The sequence below is a fragment of the Hyphomicrobium sp. genome, assembly GCF_041674905.1.
Taxonomy (GTDB): Bacteria; Pseudomonadota; Alphaproteobacteria; order Rhizobiales; family Hyphomicrobiaceae; genus Hyphomicrobium_B.
This window is the reverse complement of record NZ_JBAYUV010000029.1, coordinates 35,542-47,520: the sequence shown is the minus strand read 5'-3', so window position 1 is coordinate 47,520 and position 11,979 is coordinate 35,542. Positions and strand designations below refer to the sequence as shown.

The following is an 11,979-nucleotide window of genomic DNA, read 5'->3' as shown; positions in this document are numbered from 1 at the left end:
TCCTTCGGATTCCGCGTCTGCGTCAGCGCCGAAGCGGCAACCGCTTTTTCCGCCTTTGACGCGGACTTGCTCCGAAGAACCTTCGAAGCCGCCGAGGACACTTTCTTGCCAGTGGTTTCTGCTTTCGCCATGGACGTCGTTTCCTTGTTGCGAGGGCCGCGAAACGGCGGTCCGACGGGGCTGCAACATGGCAGATTCGCACCCGCAGCGGTATCACACGCAAGGCACAATCGATCGTGTTCCAACGCGCGCAACCGGCCTCTCGGGACCGCTTTTCCGCCCATTCATTCACGTCGCCCGAATTGACAGGTTTGCGGCAAGAGGCGACAAGGCCCAACGGTATTTTCAAACTGACAACAATGACGGAGATCCGACCGAAATGGCCGCCGCAAATACCCTGCTCGATCTGCAGAAGACCATCGAGAGCGCGTGGGATAACCGCGATGCCGTTTCGTTCGACACCAAAGGAGAGGTCCGCGACGCGGTCGAGACGTCTCTCAACCTTCTCGACACCGGCGCGGCGCGCGTCGCCGAGAAGAAGGATGGCGCCTGGACGGTCAATCAGTGGCTGAAAAAGGCTGTCCTTTTGTCGTTCCGTCTCAATGATATGGAAACGATCTCCGGCGGCCCTGCGGGCAGCTTCTATTGGGACAAGGTTCCCCCGAAATTTGCCGGATGGACGGAAGCCGACTTCCGCAAGGGTGGCTTCCGCGTGCTGCCCGGAGCTGTCGTCCGCCGCTCGGCCTACATTGCGCCCGGCGCCGTGATCCTTCCCGCCTTCGTAAACCTTGGCGCCTACGTCGACAGCGGCACGATGGTCGACACCTGGGCAACGGTTGGAAGCTGCGCCCAGATCGGCAAGAACTGTCACATCTCGGGCGGCGCCGGCATCGGCGGCGTCCTGGAGCCGCTGCAGGCAGGCCCGGTCGTCATTGAAGACAACTGCTTCATCGGTGCGCGCGCCGAGGTCGCCGAAGGCGTTCAGGTCGGCGAAGGCTCCGTGCTCTCGATGGGCGTCTATCTCGGCGCTTCGACCACGATCATCGATCGCACGACCGGCGAGAAATTCTTCGGCAAGGTGCCGCCTTACTCGGTCGTCGTCTCGGGCTCGATGGCCGGCAAGCCGCTACCCAACGGCGAACCGGGACCGAACCTCTATTGCGCCGTGATCGTCAAGCGCGTCGACGAGAAGACGCGTTCGAAGACCAGCATCAACGAGCTGTTGCGAGACTGACCGTGCCCCTGACCTATCGAGCGCTCGATCCCACAAGAATTGTGGAGACCATCGAAAAGCTCGAAGAGCGCATCTCGGTGCGCTTTCCGGGGTCGGGGCTATCGCGGGTCTGCGCCGATCTCGGCGGCGTCGCCAAACACACCTCCCAGCGCATCACCTACGTTGATCGTCCGAACTGGACGCTTCGCCTGCTTCTGCTGGTGATGGCAAGTTCCTCGCTCTTGATTTTATTTTATCTCGCGACGCAGGCGGCAGCGCTGAAAGGCACCGACGAATGGTCCGAGACCGTTCAAGGCCTCGATGCGCTGGTCAATCTTCTGGTGCTCCTCGGCGGTGGCGCGTTTTTCGTCTCGACGCTCGAAACCCGCTGGAAGCGCGCCCGCGCGCTGACGGCGCTGCACGAATTGCGCTCCATCGTCCACGTCATCGACATGCACCAGCTTTCGAAGGACCCGAGTTCCGATCGTCCGCCGACCGTCGGCAGCATGAGCGGTGATCGCAAGATGTCGCTGTTCGAGTTGATGCGATATCTCGACTACTGTTCGGAAATGCTCTCGCTGACGGCGAAATGCGCCGCGCTCTATGCCGAACGGCTGAGCGATTCCGTCGTCGTCGATACCGTCGGCGACATCGAGCGTCTGACCTCCGACCTCTCCAGCAAGATCTGGCAGAAGATCACCATCATCGAAACGCTCGACGGCCGGGATATGCCGCTGCCCACCATCGAGCAGAGCCAGAGGACGTCCGCTTCGTCATGACGCTGAACCCTGCCGATCCCGTTGCTCTGACGCAGGCCCTCATTCGCTGCGAAAGCGTTACGCCTGACGAGGGCGGCGCACTGACGCTCCTGCAGAACGTCCTGGAACCGGCGGGCTTCACCTGTCACCGGCTGATCTTTTCCGAGCCCGGCACCCCTGACGTCGATAATCTCTACGCACGCCTCGGCTCGGGACGACCGCATCTCTCGTTCGCAGGCCACACCGACGTCGTGCCAGTGGGTGACGAAAAGGTTTGGACGGTCCCGCCGTTCTCCGGCGAGATCCGGGAAGGCAAGGTCTACGGTCGCGGCGCCGTCGACATGAAGGGCTGCGTCGCGGCTTTCGTGTCCGCCGCCTTGAAGCACATTCATCACCACAACGGCCTGCAACACGGTTCGCTGTCGTTCCTGATCACGGGCGACGAGGAAGGCCCCTCGATCAACGGCACGATGAAAATCCTCGCCTGGCTGAAGTCCAGAGACGAGGTCGTTGATGCCTGCATCGTCGGCGAACCGTCGAATCCAAAGGCCTTGGGCGACGAAATCCGCATCGGACGTCGCGGCTCCGTCAACGCCGAGATCGTGGTTCACGGCAAGCAGGGTCATTCCGCCTATCCGCAGATCGCGGACAATCCGGTGCCGAAGCTTGCACGCCTCATCGATCGCCTGTCGACGGCGAAGCTCGACGATGGCACCGAGGATTTCCAGCCGTCCAACCTGCAAGTGACGGTCATCTCGGTGCCGAACACCGCGACCAACGTCATACCCGGGCATGCCGTCGCCAAGATCAACATTCGCTATAACGATCTCTGGCGCCGCCCGACGATCGAAGCCTGGGTTCGCAATAAGCTCGAACACGCAGCCGCCGAAGTCGGAGCCAAATACGATGTCAGTTTTTCAGGCACCGGCGATGTCTTCCTGACGAAGCCCGGCCCTCTCGTCTCTACACTGACAGACGCCGTGCAATCCGTAACCGGCCGCGTGCCGAAACTGACGACCGGCGGCGGCACGTCCGACGCACGCTTCATCAAGGACATTTGCCCCGTCGTCGAATTCGGCCTGGTCAACGCCACGATCCATCAGGTCGACGAGCACACCAGCATCGCCGATCTCGAGCAGCTGACCGACATTTACGGCCGCTTCATCACAAATTATTTCCGGACTGAATAGCCGCGCTGGCGGCTGGCTATCCAGCGTTTCGGGCGGCCGGCTGCGAAACGCGAGTCGCGCCCGAGTTTAGTCCTGCGCTGGCGGCCGACTCCGCGAAGCGGAGTAGCCGGCGCCAACAAAAAAGGCCGCCGTAACCGGCGACCTTCTTCAATTCACGCGTCTGAACGAGCGTTAGACGGATTCTTTGAGTTCCTTGGCGGCGCGGAAGGCAATCTTCTTCGAAGCCTTGATCTTGATGGCTTCGCCCGTCGCCGGGTTGCGGCCCATACGCGCCGGACGCTTGCGAACCTGCAGCACGCCAAGACCGCCGATGCGGATGCGCGCGCCCTTCTTCAGATGCTTGCTGATGGTGGCAACCAGGTCTTCCAGCAGCGCGATCGACTGCTTCTTCGGGATCTCGTGAGCCTCGGCGAGAGCCGCCGCGATATGCTTCAACGTAACGGTTTCGATCTTTGCAGCTGCCTTTGCCGGAGCTTTTGCCGGTGCTTTCGCCGGAGCCTTCGCCATTGTTATCCCTCTCATTTGCGAATCAAATTGAAGTCGAACATTACATCTTCAAGGTTCAAAAACACGCTGTTTACGGGCGTTTTTCGAATGAAGCGCGCGAAATGAGCAGCATTTGTTGCCGGAAAGCAAGCGGCAGTTTCATGTCCGGTGCAAAAAAAGTGCGCTGAAACCCGGAAGTTTCAGCGCCGATTGTCGGCCCGATGCGGGCGATGCGGGAGAAAAATCAGAAAGTCAGCGCACTGCCGCCCGAGGCTTCGACCACCTGCCCGGTGACCCAACGGGACTGTGTTCCGGCGAGGAACGATACGACATCGGCCACGTCGGAAGGCTGTCCGATACGCTTCAAAGCCTGTTTGCTGAGGGCGAAGGCCTGCCCTTCCGGATTGCTCACGAACGCGGCCGCCATGTCGGTATTGATGACGCCGGGAGCGACCGCGTTGACGGTAATTTCCCGAGGTCCGAGTTCGGTCGCGAGCGATTTCGTGAGGTTGTCGAGCGACGCTTTCAGCATGGAATAGGCCGCAACAGCCGGAAGCGGCGTTCTGACGGCGCCCGTCGACGTCGAGATGATGCGGCCCCCGTTCCTGAGGCGCTTGACGGCTTCCTGCGTGATCAGAAACAGCGACTTGACGTTGACGGTATAGGTCTCATCGAGGACATCCTCGGTCGCATCTGCGAAGCCGACGAACGGCGCGATGCCGGCATTGTTGACGAGAATATCGAACTTGGTGTCACCGGTCCGCGCGGTCAGTTCCTGATCCAAACCTGCGAAAAGCGCTTGTGCCGCGCCCTTCTTCGATAGATCGGCGCCAACCGCGAACGCATCTCCGCCCGCCGATTTGATTTTCGCGACGACCTCGTCGGCTCCGGCCTTGCTCTTCCCGTAATGGACGGCAACGAGCGCGCCATCCTGGCCAAGTGCCTCGGCAATCGCACGACCGATGCCGCGGCTGGCCCCTGTGACCAGCGCAATTTTTCCAGCGAGAGGTTTAGACATGTCGTCCTCTTGAATTCTGTCGGTCCGTCCTGATCAGGCTCAACGGGCACCCGGCACGCCGCCTCGGACAACACCTACGTAATACCTATAGTTCCGTAGTTCAAGATTATTGAACTATTGAATTATCACGAATTCGTGCCTATATCTTGCCCAAATGCAAAGGCCATTCGTTCACCCCGCCATCGAAGATATCGCGCTCGAAAGCGTGCTCTACGCGCTCGCCGATCCCACGCGGCTCGAGATCGTCAAAAAGCTCACCGCCGGCGCCTGCGGGATGAACTGTTCGGCGGCGGCGCCCGCCGATCTCCCGAAATCAACCCAATCGCACCATTTTCAGGTGCTCCGCGAGGCCGGCATCATCCGGTCGGAGCGGCGCGGCACGGAAGTCGTCAACGCGCTCCGCTGCACGGAAATCGAGAAGCGTTTTCCGGGCGTTGTCTCGGCCATTCTGAAGGCCAGCGAACTCAAGGCCAGTGAAAAAGCCAGGAAGCGCTAGCTCTCTGCCCCCTTCAAAACGTCAAAATCCTCGGCGATCCAGCATGGCGAGAGCCGCGCGGCGACCCATTGTCATGAGTGTCGAAGCACGACGTCGCGACCCGGATAGGGAGAAAACCAAATGGCCTACGTCGATGGATTTGTTGTTGCAGTCCCGGAAAGCCGCCTCGCCGACTACAAGAAGCTGGCGAAGAAGGCCGGCAAGATCTGGCTCGAACACGGCGCGCTGGAATACGTCGAATGCATTGGCGACGATGTTCCGCCTGGCAAAGTTACATCGTTTCCGCGAGCTGTAAAATTGAAAGAGGGCGAAGTCGTCGCTTTCTCGTGGATCATTTACAAATCGCGCGCCGATCGCGATGCCATTTTGAGAAAGGTGTTCGCCGATCCTCGCCTGTCGAAAGACATGGCACAAATGCCGTTCGACGGAAAGCGCATGATCTACGGCGGCTTCAAGACGATCGTCGAGATGTAGCTTCGTCATCCTCGACCGAGCGCAGCGTGGATGGCCGCTTGCGCGGCCATGACGGATAAGAGTTTGCGATCTTCGAATAGATGACGTGTGAGCTACGCCGTCCGGCATCGATGCTCGATATTTTCAGTTGTCGTCATGGCCGCGCAAGCGGCCATCCACGGCTAAGGCGCAATCGCGCTTGCCGTGTAGCGGAGTCGCCAACGCCAACGAAAAACTATTTGAAATGCTTCGATAGCTTCAGGCCCTGGCCCTGATAGTTCGATTTAAGCCCCTGCCCGTAAATCATATCCGGCGTCTCGATCATGCGCTCATAGATCAATCGCCCGATGATCTGCCCGTCTTCGAGAATGAATGGCACCTTGTGCGAACGCACTTCGAGCACGACGCGCGACCCGCCGCCACCGGCCGGAGCATGGCCAAAACCCGGGTCCATGAAGCCCGCGTAGTGAACCCGGAACTCGCCGACCAGCGGGTTGAACGGCACCATTTCCGCGGCGTGCGTCGGCGGAACGTGCACGGCTTCTTTCGACGCGAGAATATAGAACTGGTCCGGATCGAGGATCAGGCGATGCTTGTCGCGAACATAGATCGGGTCCCAATAATCCTCGACCGGATAGGCGCCCGGTTTGTCCACATCGACGACGCCGGTATGACGGCGTGCGCGAAATCCAACGAGCCCTTTGGCATCGCCCGCCAGATCGACCGACAGCGCGATGCCGCCGGAGATGTCCGCATCCTCCGTTGAAATCAGCCGCTCGCGCTTGTGAAGCTCTTTCAGATCGACATCGCTGTCGGCCGCCGTGCCGACGCGAAAGCGGATTTGCGAAAGCCGCGATCCCTTCCTGACGACGATCGGAAACGTCTGCGGACAGATTTCAGCGAAGAGCGGGCCGTGATAGCCGTGCGGGATCTGATCGAACGCGCCAACGCCGTCGGCAATGACGCGCGTAAAGACGTCGAGCCGCCCCGTCGAGCTTTTCGGATTGGCGGAGGCTTCGATAGCCTGAGACAACTCCAGGCTTTCGAGCAACGGCACGATATAGACACAGCCGGTTTCGAGCACAGCGCCCTGGCTCAAACTGATCGTATGGAGCGCGAGGTCGTCGAGCTTCGTCTGCACGCGGCCGCCGGGCTTCGGCAGGAAACTCGCCCGAACCCGATAGGCGACAGGTCCAAGCCTCAAATCGAGGCTCGCGGGCTGCACCTGCGTTTCGGCAACGGGCTCCGCGAGCACGATCTCGCCTGAGGCAATCATCCGTGTAATGCCTTGCGAGGGAACGATACCCTGAGCCGCATCGCGTAGCTTCGACGCCGCAATGATCCTCTCTGCCTTGGCCATATGTTCCTTCGCCCTTCAGCCCGCTCCGGCCCACTAACGCTAATGTCGATCCCTAAGGCAGCCGCCCCTTGACGCCAAGGGGCACCGGAGTTAATCCCCGAGACGTTCCGTGGTCCTTTGGCCGGCCGGCTTGCAGCCACGTTAAATAAGTCGCTAAAGAGGCCGTGTGCGCTCCCGGTTTCCCGCGCCCGGCTTTGACGACCGGCGCCCGTGGACCGGGTTTTTTTTGGCGCGAAAGGCTAAAGTCCGATGGCAAAAGAACAAGAGCATCCTGCCGGGCGCAATTGGCGGCCCGAGACGGCACTCGTGCATGGCGGCATCACGCGGTCGCAATGGAACGAAACGGCGGAAGCGCTCTATCTGACGCAGGGCTTCGTCTATAACACCGCCGAGCAGGCCGAAGCCCGCTTCAAGCAAGAAGACCCGGGCTTTCAGTACACGCGCTTCGGAAATCCGACGACGGCGATGTTCGAGGAACGGCTGAAGATCTTCGAAGGCGCCGAGGAATGCCTCGCCACCGCGACGGGCATGGCGGCCGTTACCGCGTCGATCCTGTCTTACGTCCGCACCGGCGACCATATTGTCGCGGCGCGCGCGATGTTCGGTTCGTGTCGCAACGTCATCGAGACGATCTGCGGACGCCTTGGCGTCACCTCGACGCTGGTCGACGGCAAAGACTTGAACGCTTGGCGCGAGGCCATCCGGCCCAACACGAAGATGTTCTTCTTCGAAACGCCTTCCAATCCGAACCTCGAACTCGTCGACATCGAAGGCGTGTGCAAGATCGCCCGCGAGAAGGGCATTGTGTCGATCGTCGATAACGTCTACGCCACCCCGCTGCTGCAGCGGCCGCTCGCGCTCGGAGCCGACGTCGTCGTCTATTCCGCGACCAAGCACATCGACGGCCAGGGCCGCTGCCTCGGCGGCGCCGTGCTCGGAAAAACCGAATTCATCACGAAATACGTGCAGGAATGGCTTCGCCAGACCGGGCCTTCGATCGCGCCCTTCAATGCCTGGGTGTTGCTCAAGAGCCTGGAAACCATGCCCGTCCGCATTCGGGCGGCGTGCGCGTCGGCCGCAAAAATCGCCGACCTGTTAGCCGGGCTCCCAGGCGTTACGCGCGTTATCTATCCGGGCCGCGCCGATCATCCGCAGGCGGAGCTTGCCGCACGCCAGATGCCGGGCGGCGGCCAGATGATCGCCTTCGAGGTCGAAGGCGGGAAAAATGGCGCCTTCCGCTGCCTCAATGCGCTGCGCCTCATCATCCTTTCCAATAACCTCGGCGACACGAAAAGCATCGTCACGCACCCCGCAACGACGACGCATTTCAAGCTCACCCCGGCCCAGCGCGACGAATTGGGCATTAGTGATGGCATGATCCGGCTATCCGTCGGACTTGAAGCCGCCGAAGATTTAGCCGACGATCTGACGAACGCAGTAAAGGCGGCCAGGGGATGATGGGAACCCAATGACCAAGAATACGCCGGCATCGACATCGAAAAGGCGGGCTGCCAGCCATCCTTATGAGGCCATCACGCGCGGCATCCGCATTCGTGTGGAACCGCAGTACCTGGACGATCAGTCGTCGCCTGAGGACAGCCATTTCGTCTGGTCCTATGCCGTCGAAATCAGCAACGACGGCCAGGAAACGGTGCAGCTGAAATCGCGCATGTGGCGCATCACCGACGCGCTCGGCCATACCGAGGAAGTGCGCGGCCCTGGAGTCATCGGACAGACCCCGACGATTCAGCCGGGCGAGTCCTTCAACTATACGTCCGGCTGCCCATTGAAGACCCCGCAGGGCATCATGGTCGGCAGCTATCAGATGACCGATGAGGCGGGCACGCTGTTCGACGTCGCCATCCCGGCCTTCTCGCTGGATAGCCCGTACACGCGTCGCAGCATGAACTGACAGCGGCAGGCCGAATGAGCACGAGAAGCGAAACCCATTCACCGGCGGAGCTGCTCGCTCGCCTCGTCGCGTTCGATACGACCAGCTACCGCAGCAATCTCGATATCATCGCCTTCATCGAAGATTACCTGCGCGAGCACGGCGTCGCCTCGCGCCGTATCGTCAGCGACGACGGCCAGAAATCGTCTCTCTACGCCACAATTGGACCGGACGGCGAAGGCGGCGTCGCATTGTCAGGGCACACCGACGTCGTTCCCGTCGACGGCCAAACCTGGACCAGCGACCCCTTCACGATGCGCGCCGCCGACGGTCGCTATTACGGCCGCGGCACGGCGGACATGAAAGGCTTTATCGCGGCCGTTCTTGCGGCAACGCCGGACTTCAACAAACGCAAGCTCAAGACGCCGATCCATCTCGCATTTTCCTACGATGAGGAAGTCGGCTGCCTCGGCGTTCGCCCAATGCTTGCGGAACTCGGCAAAGAGCTGCCGAAGCCACGCATGGTCATCGTCGGCGAGCCGACGTCGATGCAGGTCGTCGACGCGCACAAAGGCCCAGTCCGCTGGCTCGTGGAAGTCAAAGGCCGAGCCGCGCATTCGAGCATGGCGCCGCTCGGCGTCAATGCGATCACCTACGCCGCACGCCTTATCGGTGAGCTTGAGCGTATCGAAGCGGAGCTGAAAAAGACCGTCCGCAACGCCCGTTTCGACCCCGACTACCCGACGCTTCAGGTCACGATGCTCGAAGGCGGCACGGCGTCCAACATCATTCCGATCAGCTGCACGTTCGGCTTCGAAGTGCGCGCCTTGCCGGGCCTCGATCCCGCGATCATTGAACGCCGCCTGCGCCAGTTCGCCGAGACGCAATGCCTGCCCGAAATGCGCGCCATTGCGCCGGAAGCCGACATCGCGATAACGCGAACGAATTCCGTCACGCCCTTCGGAGCCGACCGCACGTCCGACGTCGTCGCGCTCGCGCTGAAGCTCACGGGCCAGAACGAAACCCACACGGTGTCCTTCGCAACGGAGGCTGGCCTGTTTCAGGAAGCCGGAGCTGCGGCCGTTGTCTGCGGACCCGGAGACATCGCGCAGGCGCACACCGCCGACGAATGGATCGCCGAAAGCGAAATCGCAAAGTGCATGGCGTTTCTTGAGCGGCTCGGAGACTGGGCCGAAGCCTGATGCTTGCGTACCAAAAAACCTAATCTCTGAAAAATATTGCGTCACATCAAAGCCTTGGTCGCGTTTTCGGCCTCGTGTGACATCGCTGCGACATCTTCGTGCACTTTTGCATCAACCCACTGCTTTTTCTGGCTCTGCCGCGCAATCGACGCAGTGTTAGGAGTACGAATGCGCCCTAGCCAGCAAGCACTCGCGATCACAGAGACAGCCCCATGCCCTTGCGCTTCAAATCCTTGCCGTCCGTTCTTTGCGCAACGATCGCCGGGCTGACGCTGTCGGCATGTTCGACGACGCCGCTGCCGTCGATCGGATCGATCAACCCGTTTGGCGGCAACTCGCTCTCTGAAGTCGACCGCGCCTTTCTGCAGGCCGCCGGAAGCTGGGATACGAACCACGACAACGTCGTGACGTGCAACGAATGGAAATCTTATGCCGAAGACCTGTTCAATGGCGCCGACGCCGATCACGATGACTCGTTAGACGCCACCGAGTGGCCTAATCTTATCAAGGTCGACCGCCTTTTCGAGACGGCGAACCTGCAATATTACGACGCCAACGGCGACGGCAAAGTTACGCGCGCCGAATTCGTCGACAAACCGAACCCCGCCTTCACCTTGATCGACAAGTCCGGAACCTGCAAACTCGACGGCTCGCAAATCGCCAGCGCCCGCTCGAAGACGGAATACGATGTCTCCGGCGCAAAGGCCGAGAGCGGCGATCCGCGTGAGGCAGGCGGCCAGGCCGGCAAAGTCGCCAACGGCGGCATGCGCTAACGCGCCAAAAGCGAATAGTCGGCTCACGGTCGCAAGGCGCCCCACCGGCACGCCCGATAGAGGCACGCCGTCGACACCAACAACGCCACCCTCGTTGTCACCACTCGCAAAACCACACCATTGTCACGACGACAACGCCACTCCCGCCGTCATGGCCGCCTGCGCAGCCATGACGTAAGTGGGAAAAAACGCAATTTAATCACCGGCCTGCTTCAGATCATCGAGAGAGAACGCGTATCGCGACGTGCAGAACTCGCATGTCACGACGATCCTGCCGTTGTCGTCGCGCATGTCGGCAAGCTCTGCCGCTCCAAACGCCGTCAGCACATTCTCGACTTTCGCTCGGCTGCATCTGCAGAATGAGGAAAGAGGGATCACACGCTCGATCGCGACCTGCTCTTCGTGAAACAGTCTGAGCAGCAGACGCTCGACGGGCAAATCAGGATCGAGAAGCTCGTGATCCTCGACGGTCGCCGCCAGCATCTCGACGCGACGCCAGTCTTCAGCGACTTCATCTTCCCCGTCACGCTGAGCCGCGAGACTTTGCACCATCAGCCCGCCGCCGCGGCGATGCCACTCGGAGGTGCTCGACGCTGACCGGCGCCCCGCGACGAACTGGTTCGCAATCGCGATGCGGATGAACGTCGGAAGCCCTTCGCGCTGCTCGAAATAAGCGGCCGTCGTCGCCTGCAGCGGCGCATTTTCAAATGCGAGCACGCCTTGATAGCGTTCTTCGCCGGGACCGGAATCGAGCGTCAGCGCCAGATGCCCATCGCCAAGACCGGCACGCTGAGATTCTGCGGCGTCGAGCTTGGCCGCATCGTAGCGTGCATATCCCCGCAATCGACCGGGCGCGGCGTAGTCGGCAACGAGAATGGACACCGCCCCGCTCGCGCGAACCTGGAGATTGAGATTGCCGCCGTCAGGCAGCGCCGAACCGCAAAGGGCGGCAACCGCGATCGCTTCCGACAAAAACTTGCTCGGCGCATCCGGCATCGCATGTGGCGTGACGATATCGTCGAGCACCTTGCCGAGGCGGACGAGCCGGCCGCGAACGTTCGAACGGCGCGTGCGAAAAACGACGACGCTGTCGTCAGCCGGCACACGGGGCGGCTGCTGTTCGATCGGCATGGAGCGAT

General features: G+C 61.1%; 13 protein-coding genes and 1 riboswitch. Of the genes, 9 read left to right on the top strand and 4 right to left on the bottom strand.

From position 1 onward, the window contains the following. Positions 1-379: 379 nt before the first annotated feature. Genes dapD through dapE form a run of 3 tightly spaced genes read left to right on the top strand, consistent with a single transcriptional unit; the run spans position 380 to position 3,161 of the window. A complete protein-coding gene (gene dapD / locus WC026_RS12190) occupies positions 380-1,234 on the top strand; it encodes a 2,3,4,5-tetrahydropyridine-2,6-dicarboxylate N-succinyltransferase (protein WP_372711252.1) in 855 nt (284 codons plus the stop codon). Between the two features lie 2 nt (positions 1,235-1,236). After that, positions 1,237-1,992: a hypothetical protein gene (locus tag WC026_RS12185; protein WP_372711251.1), complete on the top strand. Its 756-nt coding sequence runs from the start codon at positions 1,237-1,239 to the stop codon at positions 1,990-1,992. Next, on the top strand, positions 1,989-3,161 hold the full coding sequence (gene dapE, locus WC026_RS12180) for a succinyl-diaminopimelate desuccinylase (protein WP_372711250.1): 1,173 nt from the start codon (positions 1,989-1,991) through the stop codon (positions 3,159-3,161). Before WC026_RS12185 ends, dapE begins: the two co-directional genes overlap by 4 nt. 171 nt (positions 3,162-3,332) lie before the next feature. Here the strand turns inward: dapE and WC026_RS12175 are convergent, their stop codons facing one another. Continuing rightward, positions 3,333-3,668 (bottom strand): HU family DNA-binding protein, encoded by a 336-nt coding sequence (locus WC026_RS12175; protein WP_372711249.1) that lies wholly within the window; start codon positions 3,666-3,668, stop codon positions 3,333-3,335. Positions 3,669-3,891: 223 nt separating this feature from the next. Next, positions 3,892-4,665, bottom strand: coding sequence for an SDR family oxidoreductase (locus WC026_RS12170; RefSeq protein ID WP_372711247.1), 774 nt, complete (start codon positions 4,663-4,665; stop codon positions 3,892-3,894). Between the two features lie 154 nt (positions 4,666-4,819). Here WC026_RS12170 and WC026_RS12165 point away from each other — a divergent pair, with 154 nt between their 5' ends. Together WC026_RS12165 and WC026_RS12160 are read left to right on the top strand one after the other, a co-directional pair. Continuing rightward, positions 4,820-5,161 (top strand): ArsR/SmtB family transcription factor, encoded by a 342-nt coding sequence (locus tag WC026_RS12165; protein WP_372711246.1) that lies wholly within the window; start codon positions 4,820-4,822, stop codon positions 5,159-5,161. A 120-nt stretch (positions 5,162-5,281) separates the two neighbouring features. Then, positions 5,282-5,635: a DUF1428 domain-containing protein gene (locus tag WC026_RS12160; RefSeq protein WP_372711245.1), complete on the top strand. Its 354-nt coding sequence runs from the start codon at positions 5,282-5,284 to the stop codon at positions 5,633-5,635. A 214-nt stretch (positions 5,636-5,849) separates the two neighbouring features. On the opposite strand, the gene WC026_RS12155 is transcribed toward WC026_RS12160, so the two are convergent. Beyond that, positions 5,850-6,974, bottom strand: a complete 1,125-nt coding sequence (locus WC026_RS12155) for a 2'-deoxycytidine 5'-triphosphate deaminase (protein ID WP_372711244.1) — start codon at positions 6,972-6,974, stop codon at positions 5,850-5,852. A gap of 99 nt (positions 6,975-7,073) precedes the next feature. Beyond that, a riboswitch (SAM riboswitch) is annotated at positions 7,074-7,152 on the top strand. Positions 7,153-7,223: 71 nt separating this feature from the next. On the opposite strand from WC026_RS12155, the gene metZ reads away from it, so the two are divergent. The 4 genes from metZ to WC026_RS12135 all read left to right on the top strand — a co-directional run bounded on the left by metZ (position 7,224) and on the right by WC026_RS12135 (position 10,840). Beyond that, a complete protein-coding gene (gene metZ / locus WC026_RS12150) occupies positions 7,224-8,432 on the top strand; it encodes an O-succinylhomoserine sulfhydrylase (RefSeq protein WP_372711243.1) in 1,209 nt (402 codons plus the stop codon). A 10-nt stretch (positions 8,433-8,442) separates the two neighbouring features. Continuing rightward, positions 8,443-8,886 carry a Co2+/Mg2+ efflux protein ApaG gene (gene apaG, locus WC026_RS12145; protein WP_372711242.1) on the top strand — a complete coding sequence of 148 codons (444 nt, stop codon included), beginning with the start codon at positions 8,443-8,445 and terminating at the stop codon, positions 8,884-8,886. 14 nt (positions 8,887-8,900) lie between these two features. Beyond that, positions 8,901-10,067: an acetylornithine deacetylase gene (gene argE / locus WC026_RS12140; RefSeq protein ID WP_372711241.1), complete on the top strand. Its 1,167-nt coding sequence runs from the start codon at positions 8,901-8,903 to the stop codon at positions 10,065-10,067. Between the two features lie 212 nt (positions 10,068-10,279). Next, a complete protein-coding gene (locus tag WC026_RS12135; protein WP_372711239.1) occupies positions 10,280-10,840 on the top strand; it encodes a histidine kinase in 561 nt (186 codons plus the stop codon). A 195-nt stretch (positions 10,841-11,035) separates the two neighbouring features. On the opposite strand, the gene WC026_RS12130 is transcribed toward WC026_RS12135, so the two are convergent. After that, a complete protein-coding gene (locus WC026_RS12130) occupies positions 11,036-11,971 on the bottom strand; it encodes an Hsp33 family molecular chaperone HslO (RefSeq protein ID WP_372711238.1) in 936 nt (311 codons plus the stop codon). Positions 11,972-11,979: the final 8 nt, after the last annotated feature.